22 protein-coding genes are annotated in these 20,242 nt (G+C 64.6%); 14 read left to right on the forward strand and 8 right to left on the reverse strand.

Annotated features, from left to right (window positions below; translation table 11 throughout):
• Window positions 1–42: 42 nt before the first annotated feature.
• The gene (locus tag VGH98_04905) at window positions 43–384 is read right to left on the reverse strand and encodes a hypothetical protein (protein HEY2375293.1); all 342 of its coding nucleotides are present in this window, start codon (window positions 382–384) and stop codon (window positions 43–45) included.
• 166 nt (window positions 385–550) lie between these two features.
• Here VGH98_04905 and VGH98_04910 point away from each other — a divergent pair, with 166 nt between their 5' ends.
• The 6 genes from VGH98_04910 to VGH98_04935 are packed head-to-tail and all read left to right on the forward strand — an operon-like array spanning window position 551 to window position 7,732.
• Window positions 551–1,987 carry an ATPase domain-containing protein gene (locus VGH98_04910; protein ID HEY2375294.1) on the forward strand — a complete coding sequence of 479 codons (1,437 nt, stop codon included), beginning with the start codon at window positions 551–553 and terminating at the stop codon, window positions 1,985–1,987.
• Between the two features lie 4 nt (window positions 1,988–1,991).
• Complete coding sequence (locus tag VGH98_04915; protein HEY2375295.1) at window positions 1,992–2,483, forward strand: BTAD domain-containing putative transcriptional regulator; 492 nt, start codon at window positions 1,992–1,994, stop codon at window positions 2,481–2,483.
• Window positions 2,484–2,486: 3 nt separating this feature from the next.
• Complete coding sequence (locus tag VGH98_04920) at window positions 2,487–4,421, forward strand: tetratricopeptide repeat protein (protein ID HEY2375296.1); 1,935 nt, start codon at window positions 2,487–2,489, stop codon at window positions 4,419–4,421.
• A gap of 1 nt (window position 4,422) precedes the next feature.
• Window positions 4,423–5,634 carry a glycosyltransferase gene (locus tag VGH98_04925; protein HEY2375297.1) on the forward strand — a complete coding sequence of 404 codons (1,212 nt, stop codon included), beginning with the start codon at window positions 4,423–4,425 and terminating at the stop codon, window positions 5,632–5,634.
• Window positions 5,635–5,663: 29 nt separating this feature from the next.
• Window positions 5,664–5,843 carry a hypothetical protein gene (locus tag VGH98_04930; protein HEY2375298.1) on the forward strand — a complete coding sequence of 60 codons (180 nt, stop codon included), beginning with the start codon at window positions 5,664–5,666 and terminating at the stop codon, window positions 5,841–5,843.
• A complete protein-coding gene (locus VGH98_04935; protein HEY2375299.1) occupies window positions 5,840–7,732 on the forward strand; it encodes a polysaccharide deacetylase family protein in 1,893 nt (630 codons plus the stop codon). The genes VGH98_04930 and VGH98_04935 overlap by 4 nt, the downstream gene beginning before the upstream one ends.
• Window positions 7,733–7,747: 15 nt before the next feature.
• On the opposite strand, the gene VGH98_04940 is transcribed toward VGH98_04935, so the two are convergent.
• Window positions 7,748–9,433, reverse strand: coding sequence for a serine/threonine-protein kinase (locus tag VGH98_04940; protein ID HEY2375300.1), 1,686 nt, complete (start codon window positions 9,431–9,433; stop codon window positions 7,748–7,750).
• Window positions 9,430–10,035 (reverse strand): HPP family protein, encoded by a 606-nt coding sequence (locus tag VGH98_04945; GenBank protein HEY2375301.1) that lies wholly within the window; start codon window positions 10,033–10,035, stop codon window positions 9,430–9,432. The genes VGH98_04940 and VGH98_04945 overlap by 4 nt, the downstream gene beginning before the upstream one ends.
• 167 nt (window positions 10,036–10,202) lie before the next feature.
• Between VGH98_04945 and VGH98_04950 the strand changes: the two genes are divergently transcribed.
• The 8 genes from VGH98_04950 to VGH98_04985 all read left to right on the forward strand — a co-directional run bounded on the left by VGH98_04950 (window position 10,203) and on the right by VGH98_04985 (window position 15,427).
• Entirely contained in the window at window positions 10,203–11,249 is a 1,047-nt protein-coding gene (locus VGH98_04950; protein ID HEY2375302.1) for an FHA domain-containing protein, read from the forward strand.
• Window positions 11,250–11,392: 143 nt separating this feature from the next.
• Window positions 11,393–11,827, forward strand: a complete 435-nt coding sequence (locus tag VGH98_04955; GenBank protein ID HEY2375303.1) for a hypothetical protein — start codon at window positions 11,393–11,395, stop codon at window positions 11,825–11,827.
• Between the two features lie 17 nt (window positions 11,828–11,844).
• Complete coding sequence (locus VGH98_04960; GenBank protein HEY2375304.1) at window positions 11,845–12,738, forward strand: signal peptidase II; 894 nt, start codon at window positions 11,845–11,847, stop codon at window positions 12,736–12,738.
• Window positions 12,739–12,744: 6 nt separating this feature from the next.
• On the forward strand, window positions 12,745–13,239 hold the full coding sequence (locus VGH98_04965) for a hypothetical protein (GenBank protein ID HEY2375305.1): 495 nt from the start codon (window positions 12,745–12,747) through the stop codon (window positions 13,237–13,239).
• A gap of 1 nt (window position 13,240) precedes the next feature.
• Window positions 13,241–13,738: a hypothetical protein gene (locus VGH98_04970; GenBank protein ID HEY2375306.1), complete on the forward strand. Its 498-nt coding sequence runs from the start codon at window positions 13,241–13,243 to the stop codon at window positions 13,736–13,738.
• Between the two features lie 118 nt (window positions 13,739–13,856).
• On the forward strand, window positions 13,857–14,165 hold the full coding sequence (locus VGH98_04975; protein HEY2375307.1) for a hypothetical protein: 309 nt from the start codon (window positions 13,857–13,859) through the stop codon (window positions 14,163–14,165).
• A 43-nt stretch (window positions 14,166–14,208) separates the two neighbouring features.
• Window positions 14,209–14,898: a glycosyltransferase gene (locus tag VGH98_04980; protein HEY2375308.1), complete on the forward strand. Its 690-nt coding sequence runs from the start codon at window positions 14,209–14,211 to the stop codon at window positions 14,896–14,898.
• Complete coding sequence (locus VGH98_04985) at window positions 14,888–15,427, forward strand: nucleotide disphospho-sugar-binding domain-containing protein (protein HEY2375309.1); 540 nt, start codon at window positions 14,888–14,890, stop codon at window positions 15,425–15,427. The genes VGH98_04980 and VGH98_04985 overlap by 11 nt, the downstream gene beginning before the upstream one ends.
• Here VGH98_04985 and VGH98_04990 read toward each other — a convergent pair.
• The 5 genes from VGH98_04990 to VGH98_05010 all read right to left on the reverse strand — a co-directional run bounded on the left by VGH98_04990 (window position 15,424) and on the right by VGH98_05010 (window position 20,163).
• Window positions 15,424–16,416 (reverse strand): trypsin-like peptidase domain-containing protein, encoded by a 993-nt coding sequence (locus VGH98_04990; GenBank protein ID HEY2375310.1) that lies wholly within the window; start codon window positions 16,414–16,416, stop codon window positions 15,424–15,426. The genes VGH98_04985 and VGH98_04990 overlap by 4 nt on opposite strands.
• Entirely contained in the window at window positions 16,413–17,342 is a 930-nt protein-coding gene (locus tag VGH98_04995) for an RNA polymerase sigma factor RpoD/SigA (protein ID HEY2375311.1), read from the reverse strand. Before VGH98_04995 ends, VGH98_04990 begins: the two co-directional genes overlap by 4 nt.
• Window positions 17,343–17,378: 36 nt before the next feature.
• Complete coding sequence (gene trxA / locus VGH98_05000) at window positions 17,379–17,723, reverse strand: thioredoxin (protein HEY2375312.1); 345 nt, start codon at window positions 17,721–17,723, stop codon at window positions 17,379–17,381.
• A 99-nt stretch (window positions 17,724–17,822) separates the two neighbouring features.
• Window positions 17,823–18,185 carry a metalloregulator ArsR/SmtB family transcription factor gene (locus VGH98_05005; GenBank protein HEY2375313.1) on the reverse strand — a complete coding sequence of 121 codons (363 nt, stop codon included), beginning with the start codon at window positions 18,183–18,185 and terminating at the stop codon, window positions 17,823–17,825.
• Window positions 18,186–18,204: 19 nt separating this feature from the next.
• The gene (locus VGH98_05010; protein HEY2375314.1) at window positions 18,205–20,163 is read right to left on the reverse strand and encodes an ATP-binding protein; all 1,959 of its coding nucleotides are present in this window, start codon (window positions 20,161–20,163) and stop codon (window positions 18,205–18,207) included.
• Window positions 20,164–20,242: the final 79 nt, after the last annotated feature.

Here is a 20,242-nt window from a genome sequence, read left to right on the forward strand (position 1 = left end):
GCCCGTGGAAAGGAAAGTAGGAATGTACCTTCTCTTCACGCCTTACGTATGATCCGAGGAGTCGGAATCGACGCCGGTTGGCGGCGTGACGCGTCTCATCGGCCCCGTGTGGCGCGGGACGACCGTGGACTTTTCCAATAAATGAAACAGGCGTTCCGCGGGAAGATCTTCCCACTCGGCCGGAACGGGTGCGAGCCGTCTCAGCGCTCCGGATTCGGACTCGAAGGTGAGCCATCCTTTCTCGAAGCCAGGATTGATCACGGCGCCGCTGATCGGAACAGTGTTCCACACGTGCCAGTGCATTCCGGATGCGTCCGCGAAGTTCCTGCTTGCCATACATCCGAGCTGAAGCAAACTCGATTCCACAGCGAATTCGTCGGGCACGATCGGACCTGCTTGGGGTCGTAAGCGCTCGGCAGCCAATGGGCTTGGGCGCGAAGTGTGCTCCTCGTCACCACGCACGCGGTATCGCGAACAGGGCAAAGCCAGCCATGTCGTGGTCGGCACGTGAATTGACTGCCTTTTCAGGGCGTTCGCACAACCTCGCTGAATGATTCGAAGCGGAATCGTAGCCATAGATCAGCTGTGTGATGGCTTCCGGCCCCGCCGACCGTACCTGCTCACTGGAGGTGCCGGCGCGGGCAAGACGATGTACGCCCTCCAGTTCCTCAATCAGGGGCTGCGCTCTGGTGAGAAGGTACTGATGCTCACGCATGCCGATCGCACGGACGTTCTGTCGCAAGCCGACCATCTCGGCGTTCAGCTACACGACGCGCTTCGTGAGAATCGTGCAGTCGTCATGCGCTACCGGCCGGACTTTGCCAGGCGCCTTGCGCGCGCCGGCACGAGCGAGGGCGCGTTCGCCGACCTGCGGCGGGTCATCGGTGAGCTGCGCCCACGCCGCATTGCAATCGATCCGTTCGCGCCGCTCCTCGAGGACGGCTCTGCTTCGCCTGTCCCCGCCTCAGCGCTCGCGGAATTGCTCGAGCTCAGCCAGGCGACAGCTCTGCTGACCTATTCAGAGGATCTCGGCGCAAGCTACGATCGTCGGCTCGAGCCGCTGTTGCACGCTGCCGCGGGCGTCTTTCGCATTGCGCGCGAGCATGGGCCGCTCCGCACACTCGAGATCGTGTCGCTCCGTCAGCCGGCGGTGGCAACGGGCGTGCTGCTAGAGGCGACTTCGCTGCCTAACGAATCGGTGACGTCGCCCACGAGGCCGCTGCATCTCGTCCATGTCGTCGAAGCGCCGACCGAGGAGCTGTTGACGACGCTCCGCCTCCAGCACGAAGTCGAGGTGTATCGAGATGTGTCGAGCCCCACGGCCGTGGCTGGGGCGACGCTGATCATCGAGACGGATCATGCTACGCTCGATCGCGCTCGCGAACTGCTGCGGTCGAGCCTGCACGAGAGGCGGACGCCGATCGTGGTCGTCACGCGCTTCAATCTTCGCTCGCTCGACCGTGCGCGGCTTCTCCGCGACGGTGCGGACGAGGTGCTCGCCGGCGATATGGGCGCTCCGGAGCTGCTGCAGCGCCTTGCCGCAGCGCTGCGTCGTGGCCACCTCGAACGTCCGCCGGTTGCCGTGCACGAAGACGAAGGGCTCACGCAGGCGAGCTTCGCCGCGCCGGGGGAGCTACTCGACGCCGAGCGTTTCTCGGCGGCCTTGCGCGAGCGCGCGGCACACGACGACGCTGTACCGTTCGCCGTCGCGCGCCTAACGATTAGTGGCGACACGACCGCACTTCGGGCACTCGGCGTTCTCGCCCTTGGATCGATGCGCGTTTCCAGCGGTGATCTGGCTGCCCTCGTCGACGAGAGCATCGCCGTATATCTCCACGGCGCAGGCCGCCGTGACGTGCCGGCATTTGTCGATCGACTGCGTGGACGGCGCCCTCCGGGTGCGCCGCCACTCCGTGTTACCTCCGCATATTTTCCAAGCGATGGTGCTGCCGTGCGGCAGCTCGTTGAGCCGTTGAAGGTTCGTTGACATCATGCGCTACGCGCTCGCGTTTCTTCTCGCTGCCGTTTGCCTCACGGCCGGAGCGATCGCCACCTTCGCCCACATCAGCGCCGTGTCGCTCGCGTCGGCGTCCGCGCCGAGCGGGCAGCTTGTCGCCGACACCGTGCCGACACGAGAAATCGCGACGCCCATCTCGCCGACCGCTGCGGACTACGCTCGTTATGCGGAAGGCGATCGCGCGTGGCGTGAGAAGTACGCGCGGCAGTATTCCATTGCCGAGCTGCGCGCCCGCGGTAATGGCAGGCGGACGCCGCGCGAATCGATGCAGGACTCCGTCTTCATGCTTACCCGACATGGCGATCGCGACGGTGCGATCAGGGAGCTCGAGCGGTGGGTTCGTGGCCATCCGCGGGATCGCGAGTCCTTGCTGTCTCTCGCGCGATTGCTGAATGAGGTCGGCCGCACCAATGACGCGGTCGTCCGCTATCGCGAGATTCTCGCTCTTCAACAGCACGTCAACTAGCCGATGCGCCTTGCCGTTCGCGCCGCGTTGATCGGCCTCGGACTCTGTGTCGCCGCGTCGCCGGTACACGCGCAGCGGACGAATCGCGGTCGACGCGCGCCGTCGAGTCAGGGTAGTGCGACGGTTCGCGCCGAGCTCGCGACGGTCCTGCTCCAATCTGGGCGCTATGACGAGGCCGCCCGTGAGTTCCGGCAGTTGCTGTCGCGCGACCCATCGAGTTTCGAATATCGGCTTGGTCTCGCGCACGCCCTCGCGTGGGGAAATCATCCGCACGAGGCCGAACCCGAGCTCGTGCAGCTCCTCGCAAAGCGTCCGGCTACTCCCGGGCTCGACTCACTCTTGCGCGCCGTCCGCGATGCGTACGATCCGCGCGCCGTCGATGCGGCGCAGTGGGTCGCAAGCGATCCGTGGTACGCGCCCTATCGACTCGCTCTCGCGCGTGCCCTCGCGCGCGAGGGAATGTCTCGCTTGGCGATCGCGCATTACGACACGCTGCTCGCGCGTCCAACGACGGACCACATTCCCGACCGCGGCGCGCTCCTGCGTGAGATGGCGGACGCGTACGTCGTCGCAGGTGATCGGCTCGGTGGCGTGGACAAACTGCGCGCCGCGTTGGCGCTTGCTCCCACGGATACGGCGCTGCGTCACACGATTGCATCGATGCTCGCCGACGCGCGGCGCAACGCGGATGCCCGCGCACAGTACGACACGCTGCTCGTTGAGGCACCCACCGGCCCGCTGCTGCTCGAGCGGGCGCGTCTTCGTCTCGCGTTAGGCGATCGCGCCGGTGCCGATTCCGATCTCTGGGCATCGGCGAAGCTGCAGCCGACCGCCGATGCGTATCGCTTGCTTGGTGACCTGCTCCGCGAGCGTGGCGACTACCGCGGTGCGCGCTCGATGTACGCCGCCGCGCGCCAGGGTGCTTCGCGCGATCAGCGTACGGCCGTGGCCGAGGCTCTCGCGCAGCTCGACCGCGAAGAGCGGCCGGCGATGCTCGCACCGTCGATCGGCGACGATCCGGGCTGGCGGCTGTCCGAGGACGCCGCCGCCGACAACCTCGGTGTCGCCTACTCCGTCCTTCGCCTCGCACGCACCATCCCGCTCACCGAGGCGACGCGGGTGACGTTAGGCGGCGACTGGCGCGAGTTGTCCCAGCACACGACGGCGCATCGGGTCGACGCGAGCGGCTTCGGCGGAACGATCGGCGCATGGCAGGAAGCTGGCTATGGCCCGGTGCTCGGGCGCCTCGAGGTCGAGGGCGGCGGGGTGCAGCATCCGAGTGTCGGCACGTTGGGCGAGGGAAGAGCGGCGCTCTCAGCGTGGCTTTTCGCCTGGCAATCGACGCTGGAGCTCGCGACCATGCCGGCGTACCCGTCGCTCTTTTCGATCGATGCGCTCCTCCCCGCAGCCGGCGGGCCGCCACTCACCGAGCGCGATGCCGCGGTCACGCTGGGCGGACCAATCGGTCCGCTCGACGTCGGCCTGCGATGGGAACGCTCCATCGTCAGCGACGGTAATCGTCGCCTAACGATCGATGGCTACGCGCGCTATCCACTCGGTGGGAATCTGTTCGCGGTGTATTCGGGGAATGGCGTTGCCTTCGCCGATCGCAGCGTGTTGTACTGGGATCCCGAGCAGTATTCGGCTCAAGGCGCCGGGCTCGAATACGCCGTTAGGCAGGCGCGCGGGTTGTCCTTCTCGGCGCGCGTGTTGCCGAGTTACGCCTGGAGCGACGAGTCCGCCATCATACCGTCGCCGGACGGTTCGATCACGCGCGGCCCCCTCAGCCGGCACACGGCCAAGCAGATCGCCGCCTCTGCCGAGGCGGGCTACCGAGTCCACGGCTGGGAAGCAGCGGGGGCGGTAAGCTACGGTCGCGGGCGCGCCGGCGATTATCAGCGCTTCGGCGCGTCGATCACTGTTCGGATGGGGAGCTGACATGCAGACGACCGCGCTCCAAATAGCGATCGCGTTTGTGTTGACGTTTCTTGTCGTCCTCATCGTCCGCTACGTGCTGCTGTTGTGGTTGAGCTATTTGCAACATATCGAGAATCGCGGTCGTGACGCGGAGTGCACGCACCAACCACCCGTGACGATCCTCGTCCCCGTGTTCAACGAAGAGGCGGTGATTGCGCCTGCGCTGCGCAGTCTTCTCGAGCTTCGGTATCCGGTTTTTCACGTCATCGTCATCGACGACGGCTCGAGCGATCGCACCTTCGAGCGCGCGTCGGCAGTCGCCGGCCAGTACGGTGAATCGACGATTCGAGTCGTTCGCAAGAACAACGGTGGCAAGGCCGCCGCGCTGAACACCGGCATGACGCTCGCGACCACAGAGTTCGTTCTGTGCATGGACGGCGACTCTCGCCTCCATCCGGACACGCTGCGCTTTGCGATGCGGCACTTCATCGACCCGCGCGTCGGCGCGGTTGCGGGAAACGTGAAGGTGGTCAATCGCCAGAACCTCTGGACGAAGCTGCAGGCGCTCGAGTACGTCGAAGGGCTCAATACGGCTCGGCGCGCTCAGGGCTTCCTGCGCGTCGTGAACATCATTCCCGGGCCGATCGGCGTGTTTCGTCGCGACGCGCTGTTGCGCGCCGGCGGATACGACACCGACACATTCGCCGAGGACGCCGATCTTACGCTCAAGCTGCTCACGGCCGGCTGGCACGTCGCCTACGAGGAGCGCGCCATCGCGTACACGGAAGCGCCGGAGCACTTCCTCGATCTCGTGCAGCAGCGCTACCGCTGGACGCGCGGTATCCTGCAGGCGTTGCGCAAGCGCGCATCATGGCTCCGTGCTCCACAACGAGGCGTGGCGCTCTGGCTTTCACTGCTCGTTATGCTCTTCGAGGCAGTCGTCTGGCCGACGATGAACGTGGTCGGCAACCTGCTCTTCACGGTGGCAGCGCTCTCTGCCGGCGCGGCGTCGGGCGTGCTCTACTGGTGGGCGTTGCTCACCATGCTCGACGTCGCCGCGGCACTCTACGCGGTCGGCATGGAAGGAGAGGATTTGCGGCTGATCCCGTACGCCGTTGGCTATCGATTCTTTTTCATAACGATGATCGACGTCGCGAAGCTCCTCGCGACGGCGGAAGAAGTTGCTCGCGTACGCATGACATGGGGGAAACTCGAACGTGCAGGCCGCTTGTGAGTTGGTTGTCACCCGAGACTGGATGTTGAGTGTCTATTAATATCTTGCTCTCCACGATCATTCTCGTGTCGTTTCTCGTCACGATCGTGATGGCCGTCGGCAGTTACGTCGCCTATAAGTTGCGTGAAGCGCGACGCCCACGGCTCGAGCTTCCTGCTGCAGACGGCGAATCAGCGTACTTCGAACGCATCGTCGCCGACGAGAAATGAATCGCCCGCGCCCGACGTCCCTTGGCTTCTCGCTCGCGGCGGCGCTCGTCGTCGTCGTGTCGGTCATGCTGACGCTGCGCCGGGGAGACGCCGCGACACGCCCGGAGCCAGCGCGCTTTTCCGGTTCCCGCGTCGTACAGCGAATGCCATCGCTCCTCGCCGACTCCCGTCTGCCGTCCCGGGTAGTCGTTGACGTGCTGCGTGACGAGTCCGCAGCGTCTTTTTATAGCGCAGCTGGAGCCCTCGATTCGATTACCGGCACTTGGCGAGCCGCGCTCTCGGCCGCAGGTGCTGAAGCACGCATCGTGACCGCCGGCGAGGCGAGTACCGATCGCACCGCTCGGGTTCTCGTCATCCCCTCCTCACCATGCCTAACGGTGCAGGCTCATGAGGCGATCGATGGCTTTGCTGCTCGAGGCGCGGGCGTCATCATCACGGGCCTCACCGGCGTCTACGACGCCGGCTGTCGGCCGATCGGATATGGACTGATCGTTGGCTCGACCGGCGCCGCCCGCGCCGACACGCTCGACTCGCGCCCGATGGCGTACGTAACGATCCCCGCTGGCAGCCCGCTCACGGTCGACATTCCGCCCGGCTCCCGAATCGATCTCAACCCGGGTCGACAGGTCGCGCTGCGCCTGCCGCAGCGCGACGCATTCTTCTCGGACTACGCCCTACAGCCGCAACCCGCAGGCAACCTGCCGCTGCTCGACGTCGCCATCACGCACGCACCGTTAGGTAAAGGGCGGCTCGTCTACTGGGGCTTCGAGCTGCGCGACGTCGTGCATTTGCCCTGGGACCGCGCGCTGAGTGCACTCCTCGTCCGCAACAGCGTCGCGTGGGTGGCTGGCCTGCCGCTCGGCAGCATCGAGCCCTGGCCGAAGGGGCGAATCGCCGCCGCCGCAATCGCTCAGGACGTCGAGGCCGGCTTTCCCAATGCGCAGTACGCACTCGATTCACTCGAGGCGGCCCATGTCCGCTCGACGTTCTTTCTCACGTCGGATCTCGCGCGTAGCTATCCCAGACTGTCGCGCGACCTTGCCAACGCTGGCGAAGTTGGAAGTCACACCGAAAATCATCGCTTGTTAGGCGGGCTGCCGCTCGCGAACCAGCAGGCTCGCCTCGAAACGTCGGAGCACGATCTCGCGCGGCTCCTTGGGCTGCCCGTCGACGGCTTGCGCCCACCGCAGGAACAGTTCGACGTCGCGACCATGAGCGCATGGCTCGCCCTCGGCGGCCGATATCTCTTCGGCGCCAACGATTCGCGCTCGGTCTCGCCGGAGTTGCTTCCGGTCGGACGTGATACGCTCGTGCTGATTGGCCGGGTGGGTAGCGACGACTTTGCTGCCGCGGCGGCCGCGCATAACGATGCGACCGCGACCGCGAGATTGCTGCTCGACGAGTATGCGCGGTACCGTGCTCTCGGCGGTCTCTATGCGCTCAGCTATCACTCCCAGTTGCTCGCCGGACCCAATCTCGTCCCGGCGCTCGCGCGTGTTGCGCGCACGCTCGCGGCCGACACGGTGGTCTGGCTCGCGACCACCGGTGAGATCGCCGATTGGTGGCGCGTCCGCGCTCAGCTCGATGCACGCGTATCATCACGTGCCGACGGTTTCGATGTCACCGTCCGCAATCGCGGCGAGCGTCTCGTTGGCGGTGCGGTCGTTCGCGTTGATTTCCCCTCGTCGCGCCCGTTGGGCATGGCGACGGCGGCACTCCTTCGCTCGAGCCAGGGCTCGGCGCGATTGTTGTTGCCGCCCATTCCGGGGAAGACGACGCGGACGTACCACGTGTACTACGCCGGCGCACGTCCCACCGCGGCGCGGAGTCGCGCTCGCGTTCGAGCGACGCCGCGCAAGCACAAACGCTTCTGGTGGCTTCCGTTTTAGGGAGATTCTCTTGCCTTAATCTTGGCTCACGATGCGCAGTGGCAGATCGCGATCGCGCTTTCGGCCTTTATCGTCGGTGACGACCACCGTTAGGCGGTAATTACCGGCAGGCAGCGGCGCGACGGCAAGCGAATGCTGACGCCGCGTTCCTGCTCCGACGGCCGCATCGTCGAAGCTCGCCATCATGCGATCCGCGGCATGGCGAGTGCCTTCGCGGACGACCGACATCCGCACCTTGAATGCTGTGCCATCGTCCAAACCGCAGACGTCATAGCTCACCTTCACGTCCTTGCCTTGGGGCGCGCTGCCAACCGAGTCGACGAGTATGCCGAACGGTCGCCTACCATCCATCGCGACGCCCGGCGGACAGCGCGACTGGCTGCGTGGCGCGCCGGCGGTCATGCGAAACGCCGAGAAGGTCAGAACGGCCACGGCAATAATGAAGGCGCTCGCAATCGAAACGGTCGAACCGCGAGACGTCAGAATCCGTCTCGCCCATTCCGAGACGCGGCGCCCATAACGGCCGAGGAGTCTTGCGGCAGCACGCGCTGTCGGTTGCAGCCCCGACGCCGCTCGGCGCATCGCAGCGAACACGGGACGCATGCCGCGAATCCCGCCTCGCATGCTCGCTAGCAGTTCTCGCAGTTTGGGTCGGTGCCGCTTGAGCATCTGAACGCTCGCATCGAACGCCGCGTCGAGCGCCGGTGTCGAGTGCGACTGTGCTCCGTCGAAGCCCTCGATGCGGGACATCGGTGCCGTCCTGGCCGTCGGGTCGGCAACGGACAGCGGTGCCGGAGTCGGCACCCATCGCCGATGTTCGCCCGTTCCGACACTGATCTCGCGGCCCCCCAGCGCCGCGATCAACTCGTCGGCGTCCCGGTAGCGATCCTCGGGATGTTTGGCGAGCATCCGCTCGATCACGGTGAAGAGCGCGCGATCGTCGGCGGTGTCGAGAGTAGGCACCGGTAGCGGCGCCTGAATGTGCTTCATGAGCGTGCCGAGCGCGTCACCGGCATCGAACGGCGGATTGCCCGTTATGCACTCGTAACCCACGATGCCAAGGCTGTAAATATCGCTGCGCCCGTCGACGTCCTTCGCCCGCGCCTGCTCGGGGCTCATGTACTTCGGCGTACCGACGGACATGCCCGTCGTCGTCAGGCGTGTCGCCCCCGCGGACCGCGCGATCCCGAAGTCCGTCACGACGACGCGGCCATCCTCGTCGTGGCGCAGGTTGTCCGGCTTCACGTCGCGATGCACGACACCGCGGCGATGCGCGTACCCAAGGGCCGCCGCCGTTTCGATGATGATCTGTCGCGCATCCGCCGCCGAAATCCGCCCCCGCGCGCGCAAGCGATCGGACACGGATTGGCCCCGCAGCAACTTCATTACGAAGAAGATCACGTCGCCACGGCGGCCAACGCGATAAATCGGCACGATGTTCGTGTGCTCGAGCGCCGCTGCCGTGCGTGCCTCGCGCAGGAACCGCTCGACCAGTTCGCGGTCAAAGGCGAGCGTGAAAGGAAGCACCTTGATCGCGACCTCGCGCTCGAGCTGTCGCTCACGCGCGCGATAGACGATCCCCATTCCGCCGCGGCCGAGCTCCTCGAGAATCTCGTATTCGTCGTCGAGTCCCGAGCGCACGAGATCGAGGTCGGTGACCTCCAGCTTTCGGCGCGCCTTTCCCTGATGTCGATTGGTCATCGCCGCACCGGCTCGTCTTTCAGCCTGATGCGCTGGAACCACTCACCCATGAGCGCGATCACGACCACGCCGCCCATCATGCTCATCGAATTTTTCCACGTGAGGTGGTACGCGCCGAGCGTGACGAGCAGCGCGGTCGCCGCGGAGGGCGGATGATTTGCCCGGAGCGTTGGTTGAAGCAACGCGGTCATTGCAACCGCCATTGCGCTTGCCCACACGCGCGCGACAGTGATGTTGCCGTCTCCCAGGCTGGAGCCCGACGCGCCAACGAGAACCACAATAAGCCAGGCGCAGAGGAGCGCCGAGAGATGACCGATGACAACGCTATGAAACCGTGAGGTTGGTTGCCCAGGTAAGGTCACGATGACAACGATGCTCGGCCCCAGCGCGGCGAAGAGCCACGGCTGAGACGTCGCGAGTGCAAGCGCACCGGCAACGAGTACCAGAATCGCCGACATTGCGGCACCCCAAGCGGTGTCGCCGGCGATCAACCGCGGACGGGCGCGCGCTGGCCGGGCGGCAGGCCGCCGCTCCGAAGGTGCAACCGGAGCGATGCGGGTCGGGCCCGTGACGGCGGGAGTGGGAACGGTGGGAGTGATCATGTTGTGCGTCGGAGGCTTTCGCGGCGCCGCGAACCTCGCCGGTTAAAGACGGTCCCCTGGTAGAGGCCGTCACGAAATCGGTATCGGTTCGTCTCACATCGGGATACCGTGTGGCGGTGTCTCCCGGCGCGCCCGTATGTCAGCGCCGTGCCACCATTTGGAACTCCATGTCGTTTCTGGTTATCGCGCGGGAGCGCTATCCGCTTCGAATTGGCGAGAACATGCTCGGAGGGCGGGCTGCGGGAGCGGTGAACGCACCCGCGCTCAATGCCTTGCCCGTGTTCGCGATCATCACGGTCATCCCTGGTACGCCGGCCTCGATTCGTGCGGCGGGTTCGATGCCGGTTCGCGTCGAGGGGTTCATTCTCGGGTCGGAGCCGAGGCAACTGTCACATGGAGCCCGCATCGAAGTGCGCGATTGCCGGATTCGTTACGGCGAGTTGTCTCTAGTCGAAAGCACCTCCTCGGTCGTCGGAATCGAAGTCGAAGACGAACCACGGCCAGCCATCCCGCCAGTCCTGCCCGAGCCCGCGACGGATGACTTCGGAGCGAGAATCATCGACCTGAGCAAAGGATCTGTGCACGGCGTGCCGCCGAGTGGATTGCATATCGGTCGCGACCCTGTCTGTCAGGTCGTGCTTCCTTCTACCTCAGTATCACGCCAGCACGCCCTCATTGCTCCCTCATTGCATGGTTACATCGTCACCGACCGGAGCACGAACGGCGTGCTCGTGAATGGGACAAAAGTCCGCGGTTCACAACAGCTTGGTCAGGGTGACGTGATCCGAATTGGAGATCACGAATTTCGATTCGAGATCCTGGCGCCTGTGTCGATGCCGGGGCCGACGGAAGCCGATCGCCGAGCCCTCGCTACGATCGAAATCCTGAGCGATGGTCCTCTGAAAGGCGCGAGATTCCCCGTCGAGCGGCCCGTCATTCACATCGGCCGGAGCGCCGAGAACGACGTTCGCATCGCTGACGACAGCGTCTCGGGGGCGCACGCGACACTGCTGCGCCGGGGCTCAGTCTGGCACCTCATCGATCTTGCCTCGACAAACGGCACCTTCGTCGATGGCAGGCGCATCGATGGCGAAGCGATCATTCAGGGAGCTGCCGAGCTTCGATTTGGCGGTGTGAAGGTGAGCTTCCGTCCCGGACGCTCCGGCGACGTCGACGGCGAGCGAACCGAGGCCCTTCGGCGCGAGTCCGCGTAGCGCACACGACCCGGAAGCGCCGTCGCGCGCGCCCGATTCATTTTCATAGCTCTCATAACGACTTCCGCTTATAATAGGCGGCGTTTCGGCACTACCCGTGCACTTTTGATGCGGGCGAGTGCCAGCAGCCAAGGAGGCCGTTCGTGAGCCGTGCCGTGCGCAACGGATTCTCGATATTCGAGACCGTCGCCATTTTCGTGATCATCGCGATCCTGTTGTTGATCGCCATTCCGCAGTTCACGAGGCCCACGCTCGCGGCAGTCGCCGTTCCTGATTCAGTCGTCAGTCCGGGATCGTTTGGCAGCCTGTCGGTGAAGGTCTCCGATTCGCGCGGAACACCTCAGCGCGGCGTAACGGTGCGGTTCGACGTCGAGGGCAAGGGAAGCGTTACGCCTGTCGAGGCGTCGACGGATAGCACTGGCGTTGCCCACGTAGTCTGGCAGGCAGCAGCCGATACCGGCGCGTTGAGCGTGACAGCCCGCGCCGCGGGCCGATCCCGACCGGAGCTCGTCATTCGTACGAATGTTCGCGGAAAGCCCGCGGCGCCGCCGCCGGCATCAGGCACCACGAAGTCCTAACGAGTCGATTATCGATCGTGCGCAGGGATCCCATCGATCGGCTCGTGGCAACCGCGGGTCTCGTCTTCATCGCCGATTTCGCGACCAAGCAATGGGCGATTCGCGGGCTTGGCACCGGCGACCAAGTGCTCGGCGCGGGCTGGCATCTCACAATAGTCCGTAACACGCATCTGGCCGGTGGACTCGATAGCGGCGGCTTCGAGCTGCCGCTCACCGCGTTCCTCACGATTGCCGTGGCCGCTCTCGTGGTGACGGTCTGCCGGCAACTGGAAGCGGTCGACCCAAGCGCGCCGATTACACTCGGTTTGCTCCTCGGTGCGGGCGCGGCGAATCTCGCCGACGCGCTTCTCCCGCCGCACGGAGTGGTGGACTTCATCGCATTTACGAGCGTGCGCGGCCTAACGACGAATTTCAATGTTGCGGACGTGTTCTTCGCGATCGCGATTGGCCTCTGCGCGCGAACGATTTGGCGCATCGCACTCACCATGCGCGGTCGGGTCTTCTCCGGCAACTCCGAGCAGGACGATCGATTCTCAGGAGCCTTTCCAATGCGCGAACGTGTGCTGCTCTCGGCGGGTCATGGTTTGCTCGCGATGTGCGTCTTCGTGTGGCTGTACTCGATGGCGATTGCCTTCACCCCGGACGCCGGCCGCTCCGCGCCGAACAGCCTGCTCTGCGGCGTCGGCGTGTTCGCGATCGCGTTTCTCACCTCACAGGCGCGGATGCGATTCGCCGACCGTAGGTTCACCGACCGGCTCCGTTCCTCTCCGAATCGTTCGGTCGAGCGCGTCGTCCTCGACAGTTCCATTCCGGTCGTGGGCGATCAGCAACGGACACGACTCGTCCCTCGTGGAGACCTCATTCCGCGTGATGATCGCGAGACGCCGCTGTATCGGTCGGACAAAGCCTAACGAGCTATGACGGGGAGTCCCGCGGGCGGCGCACCGGCGCCGACGCCGAAGCGGCAAGTGTCGCTGAAGTCACTCCTCACGCGGCGCAACGGCGTGATCACCGGGGCCGCGCTCGTCTGTGTGATCGTCGTCATTTCGATCGCGCGTTATGAGAGCGGGGGTCGGCGTCGGCGGTACGAGTCCCTCCTTGCGAGCTCGCTCGATCACATCGTCACGGCGCAGGAAGGATTCTTTTACGATTCGACGCGATACGTTGCCTCGCTCCGCGCATTGCCAACGATTCATCTTCCGCCTGGCGTCCATGTGACGCTGTACACGCCCGATCCGCGCAGCTGGTGGGGAATCGCGACGCACGATCGCCTGCCGGCGCGTCATTGCGTCGTCTGGGTTGGTAAGCCTCCGCCGTCCCTTCCCGCCACAGCGCGCTCGCCGGAAAACGAAACACGACCTCTGTGCTTTGACGACAAAGGCTCGGGCGCAACGCAGGTCAAACGCTCCTGAAGTGCGGTGGTCCGCGAGCCGAGTAGAGCGTCTCGGCGTCTTGGGTGTCCTTGCCCTCGCCGTCGTCATCGTGCTCTTTCCACCTTGGCGGGCACGCGCCATTCGGACGACGACGCGGTACGCGACGATGCCCGGTGTGGCGCCATCGGTACTTACCGACAGCCTGCGCTGGAGTTTGGCGTTTGCACCCATGTATTCGCCTCCGCGTGCTCTGGTGGACGGACAACGGATGCAACAGCTGGCAACGCGATCTCTGGCCGGCGATACAAGCGCCGCAATCGAGTTGCGTCGATCGACTAACGAGACGGAGCGCCGCTATCACGCGCCCGAAGTCCTCCGCGCCGGCGGAGCGCTCTGGCGCGACAGCGTCCTCGCGAAGGCTGGGATTCCGTCAGTGACCAGCTATGACCTCACCTTCGCTGTCGATCGACGGTGGATGGCCGCCCGACTCGCCGTTTTGGCCATTGTCGGAGTGTTGATACTCCGACGTCGCCGGTGACCGAGGTCATGCCGATTCAGCTAAATCGTCGATGAACGCCGCGGCCCAAATCTTCCAGAAAACAACCGAATCATCGAGTCAACGCCGCAGCCGATGCGCGTGGGAGTCGCTTGGAGATATGCCTCATCGCCGGGTTCAGGACGAAAGCGGGCGTTGGTGGGATGTCTGGGACTCGCGGCCGACGATTATCGATCGTCGCGCGGGGCGTGATCGCCGTTCGGGAAGCCGAGTCGCGAGCGAGCGCCGTCAAAAAAGCGAGCCACGGGTTACTGTTGAGCCTCAGTATCGCAAAGGCTGGCTCGCCTTCCAGAGCGGCAGCGAATGGCGCCGTCTCGCGCCAATCCCCGATGCCTGGGAGTCGATGAACGAGGGCGCTTTACTGTCGCTGCTCAAGCGTGCCGCCGCCAGCGCGGCGCAAAGGGCCTAGCGAGCAAGGCTCTCTGGGAACTGTAGGCACACCCGGAGCTCACATGCGCGTACTGCTGTCGACGATCGGGTCACGTGGCGATGTGCAGCCGTTGGTCGCACCGGCGTTGCAGCTGAAGGCAGTCGGCCAGGATGTTCGCCTTTGCGTGCCGCCCGATTTCCAGGACTGGATCGACAACCTGGGGATGGAAGTCACTCCGATTGGGCCGGAGTTGCGCAAGATGACCGCATCGAGTCACACGGCGACGTCGAATCCGCTCCTGCCTGAGCGCCGGCGCCAAATGGCGGAAGCAAGCGTCGCAACACAATTCGAGACGATTGCCGCTGCCGCGAAGGACTGTGACATGATTGTCGCAGCGACCGCACTACAGATTGCCGCTCGTTCCGTCGCCGAGACGATGGGCATCCCGTATGTCTTCGCCGCGTACTGCCCAACGGTGCTGCCGTCGCAGCATCATGCTCCGCCGCCTTTGCCGCCGGTCCCGGGGCAGCCCGCCGCTCACGCGACGGATGACAATCGCGAGCTCTGGGCGCGCGACACGCAGCGATTCAACGATCTGTTCGGTGCTGTGCTCAACACCCATCGCGCATCGATCGGCCTCGCCTGTCACCAATGTGCGCGCGCACATTTTCACCGATCGGCCCTGGCTCGCAGCCGACCCTACCTTGGGGCCGTGGCCGGAAGGGGCCGACGCGTCGGTCTTTCAAACGGGCGCCTGGGTCGTGTCCCATGACCGCGCACTCTCGAGTGAGATCGAGGCATTTCTCGACGCCGGAGATCCGCCGGTGTACTTCGGATTCGGCAGCATTCGCGCGCCGAAAGATCTGAGTCGGATAATGGTCCAAGTAGCGCGGACGCTTGGCCGCCGCGCAATCGTTTCACGAGGCTGGGCCGATCTCGCACTGGCGGACAAAGAAGTCGATTGCGTGGCTATCGGCGTAGTGAACCAGCGGGCGCTCTTCGAGCGAGTCGCAGCCGTCGTCCACCATGGCGGCGCGGGAACAACAACGGCCGCCGCGTTAGGCGCCGCACCGCAAGTCGTCGTGCCTCACATGTACGATCAGCACTACTGGGCACGTAGAGTCGAACAGCTCGGCATTGGTGTCGCGCACGCCTCCGGCGCACCGACCACTGATTCCCTGTCGAAGGCGCTCGAGCAAGCGCTCGAATCAGAGGTGGCTGCTCGTGCGCGGTCCATCGCGACCGCGGTACGCATCGACGGCGCACAGGTTGCCGCCGAGCGCTTGATCGCAGCGCGTTAGGTGCTTTCCGCAGGCCGGACGCGAATCATCCGCTGCGTCCCCGCTCGAAGGATCGAGAGATCCGTCTCGCGTCCGATCAGGTCTTCGGTGAGCAGACGCTGCAGGTCGTCTATACTTCCGACCACGCCGCTACCGATTGCGATAATGATGTCCCGCGGTCGGAGTCCGGCGCGTTCGCCGGGGCTGTTTGATCCGACATCGGTAACGAGCACGCCACCTTGCACGGCCAGATGAAAACGCTGCGCGTGTCGTCGTGTCAGCGCGATCGTTTGCCCAACGACGCCGATGTAGCTCCGCCGCACTCGGCCGTCGCGAATGAGCCGCGATGCGACGAACTGGGCCGTGCTCGCGGGGATCGCGAAGCAAATCCCTTGCGCGCCGGCAATGATCGCGGTGTTGACTCCCACGACCTCAGCCCGCGAGTTGACGAGCGGCCCGCCGGAATTTCCCGGATTGAGCGCGGCGTCCGTCTGAATGACGCCGTCGATCAAACGACCAGATTGCGAACGCATCGTTCGCCCGAGAGCACTCACGACACCGGCGGTAACTGTAGCCTGAAATCCTAGAGGGTTACCAATCGCTACCACCAACTGACCTTGCCGAATTTGACTTGAATCGCCCAGAGCCGCGAACGCTGGCGCCGGATAGTCGACCTTGAGCACGGCGAGATCCGTCGACGGATCATCACCCACGGGATACGCAACGTGTGTGGTACCGTCGACGAAGTTGGCGCGGACCTCGCGTGCCCCATGAACGACGTGACTGTTCGTCAGCAGAAAACCGTCGGGCGTGAAGAAAAAACCCGATCCGGTACCGCTCGTCTCACTGGGCGTACCGCGACGCCGAGCCGGCGAGGGAACGCCGGCCACTTCGAGGTGGACCACGGCGGGCCCGACTCGATCGACCGCCCCGACCACCGCGCGTGAGTAGGCGTCGAGCACCTCGCTGTCGGGAGAGACGAGGGGCTCGAGCTCTGCACCTGCAATCACGCCGCCGACTCCTGGAACAGCTGACGCGCCTTGTCGCTGCGCAGCCGACCGAGCGCCCGCTCGCGAAGTTGGCGCACCCGCTCGCGGCTAACCCCAAAGGCGTGACCGATCTGCTTGAGCGTCATCGGCTCGTCCCCGCCCAGCCCGTAGTACATGACCAGAACCTGACGCTCACGCGGGCTGAGAACATCCATTGCCCGATCGAGCGCCGCGCGACGGGACTCGTCCTCGAGCGTCGGTGCTCCGCTTGGAGCGTCGTCCGCCGGCTCGACGGCGATGACGTCCGCGAGAGTGAGACGAGACGGATCGCCACGACGACCCGCCACTGGCTCATCGAACGAGTGAGTCGGTTGCGACAGCGCGCGTATGCTGCGCACCAACTCGACGTCCAGCTCCGCGATCTGAGCAACTTCGTCATCGCTGGGTTCCCGACCGAGCTTGTCCCGAAGGACGTGCTGAGCGCGGGCGATACGCGAGACATCGGTCGCGCGCCCAAGCGGGACACGAACGGCGTGGCCGTGCTTCGTCACCGCCGACGAGAGCGCCTGCCGAATCCACCAAACGGCGTAGCTGATGAAGTTGACGCCGACATCCGGATCGTACTTGTCGGCGGCGCGCACCAGACCAGCATTCGCCTCGCTCACGAGATCCTCGAGGCCAAGACCGCGGTGTTGGTACTGCTTCGCGATTGAAAATGCGAACCGAAGGTTCGCGCGGATGAGCTCTGCACGCGCCGCTTCGCGATCGGCCAGCGACAACGACTCCTCGCGATAGCGACGAGCAAGATCCTTCTGGTCGGTTGCCGTGCGAACAGGGGCCCGCGACAGCTCAGCAATGTAGAGATCGAGCAGCTCGGCGCCCTCCGCTGCCGAAATGTCGGCACGCGCAGGTAGTCTCTTCGCCGCTCTTGAATTCTTGGACTTCATATACCTGTCCTCCCCGCCCTTCCGTCACCCTCCTCCTCAGGCCGCGAGCTTGGCGATGCGCGCGGCGAGCTCGTTCTTCGAACGTAGTCCGACAACGGATTCAACGAGCCTTCCGTCACGGAAGAAGAGAAGCGTCGGGATCGACCGCACGTTGTAGCGCGCGGTGGTCACCGGATTGTTGTCGATGTCCAGCTTGGCGACTTTCACTCGCCCGTCAAAATCGCGCGCGAGATCTTCCACTATCGGACCCAGTGCTCGGCACGGGCCACACCACTCTGCCCAAAGATCGACGATCGCTGCACCGCGATGCGACTCGATCTCGGCAGAGAAATTCTCGTCCGTTACCTCGACCACTGGAGCTTCGCTCCTGACTTCGTTCATCCTTCACCTCCGCCGATTCATAGAATCGGCATTTCTATATCCATCTATATAACTACCAAATACCTAAAGAAGATCCCGTGCCGTTGGTGCTCGGAAGACTCAGCTTCTCGTCTCTCGACGAAGACGTGCCTCTGCCTCACGGGAGCTGTTCTCCGCGACGCGTCGCGCGTTCCCTGGAGTGCCCATACCAAGCCGAGCCTCGAGCGCCGTGACATAGTCGTGCAGCACATCAGCGCGGAAGCGATAGAACGCGAACTGTCCTTCTCGCCAGGGCTCGATCAGGCCGGCCCTCGCTAACTCCTTCAGATGGTGCGACATCGTCGGTTGCGCCACCGGAAACTGTTCGCACAACCGCTGGCAGCCGACTTCACGACAATTGGCGATCTCTTCGAGGATCTGAAATCGCCTTGGATCGGCGAGCGCCTTGGCAATGCGGGCGAAGCGTTCGGGATCGATCGGCATCGCGTATATAGATAGCCGTCTATGTGGCTTTAGTCAACTGAGCCGAACGATTTCGATCGAGAACCTCGCGCACCTTGAAAGCGAGTTGATCCGGCGTGAACGGCTTCTGCAGAAAGGCGGCACGACGATCGAGTATACCACGGCGAACGACCTCGTCATCGGTGTAGCCCGACATGAAGAGCACATGAATGTCGGGAACAACCGATAGGAGCCGTTCGACGAGCACGGTACCGCTCATTTCCGGCATCACGACGTCGGTTGTGACGAGGTCGATCCTGCCAGTGAATGCATCGACCAGAGTGAGAGCGCGTTGCCCCGTGCTCGCCACGAGCACCGTGTACCCGAAACTGCGGAGGATCCGTTCAGCAAGCGTCCGCAGGGACGGATCGTCTTCGACGAGGAGAATCGTCTCCGTGCCCCGCGGCGGCAGCGGTGCGGTCCGCTCGATCTCGGACCGAGGGTCGTGATCCACGACGTGCCGGGGCAGGAAGATCTTGAAGGTCGCGCCTTTTCCTGATTCCGCCTGCACGGCGATGTCGCCGCCCGATTGCTTGACGATGCCATAGACGGTCGACAGTCCGAGTCCCGTTCCTTTGCCACGCTCCTTCGTCGTGAAGAAGGGCTCGAAGAGGTGGGCGCGGATTTCCGGCGTCATCCCCACGCCGGTGTCGCTGATCGCCAGCATAACGTAGGATCCTGCGTCACGCGGCACGTTCTCGGTCTCGATCGTTAGGTGACCGCCGTTCGGCATCGCGTCTCGCGAGTTCACGACGAGGTTCACGATCACTTGCTCGATCTGACCAGGATCGGCATGGACGAGCCATAGTTCTGGATCGAGGCGCGTGAGGAGCGCGATGTCTTCGCCAATGAGGCGGCGCAGCATCTTCTCGACGTCGGTCACGACTGCATTCAGATGCAGGGCTCGGGGCTGCATCATCTGGCGGCGACTGAACGCGAGTAACTGCCGCGTGAGGGCGGCGGCGCGATCGGCGGCGGCGGCGATCTCCTCGACGTCTTCGCGCCGTGCGTCGCCCTCGAGCGCCGAGAGCAGGATCGTGCTGTAGCTCTTGATGACGGTTAAGAGATTGTTAAAATCGTGCGCGACGCCACCAGCGAGCCTGCCCACGGCCTCCATTCGCTGGGATTGCGCGAGCTGCAGCTCGAGCTCCTTGCGTTCCGTCGTGTCTTCGACGAGCACGCCGATGACCGTCGGGAGTGTCCCATCCCCCGGAACGGGGTAGTAGCTCGCGATGCCGTGGCGTATCCGCGCCGCGTCGTCCGCGGCAGCCGCCGTCATCTCGAGGCCCAGCACGGGGCGCCCGGTTCTCAGAACGTGCTCGAGCACGTCCTTCAATCTGGGCGCCAGCTCGCTCGGAATGCGCTCGAACACCTGACGGCCAATGTGCTCGGATACCGGGAATCCGTTCATCGCCGCAAGGGTTTCGTTGATGCTCACGAACCGAAGCTGCTCGTCGAGCAACGCGAAGCCGATGGACGCCCGCGACAGGACGAGCTCGAATAGCCGGAGAGTCTCCTGTCGTTCTCGCGCCGAATGCTCCGCAGCGCGGCGCGCGTCTTCGGCATCTGCGAGCGCAGTGCCGAGAGACTGATTGGCGATCTCGAGCTCGTCGGAGATAGCCTGGGCCTCGGCTGTCTCCTGTTCGAGTGTCATGGCCTGGCTATGTATTTCCGCGGCTCGATCCGTCAATTCCAGCGAGTGTTGCTCCAGGCGATCCGTCTGCCTCACGAGCACGTCGCGATGCCGAGCGACGTGAGTAGCGTGTCCGTAAAACCGACGGCGCACCCATATGACGAGGCCGGCGAGCGCGAGGAGCTCGACGAGAACGAGCGTGAGCGCCAGGTCGTTGCCCGTTGTGGTTGCGATCAGCATAACGACCGTCGCCGCGGCAGTCGCGACCAGGGTTACTCCGATCCATCCGGCGCGGCGAAGCGTGGCCGACTCCCGATCGGCGTGCAAGGCCGACTCGTAAGTGGTTTCAGAGACCGATGCGTCGAGAGTCGGCAAGGTTGCGAAGCGATCTACGGTATTGCAGCAA

The sequence above is a fragment of the Gemmatimonadaceae bacterium genome, from assembly GCA_036496605.1.
GTDB lineage: Bacteria > Gemmatimonadota > Gemmatimonadetes > Gemmatimonadales > Gemmatimonadaceae > AG2.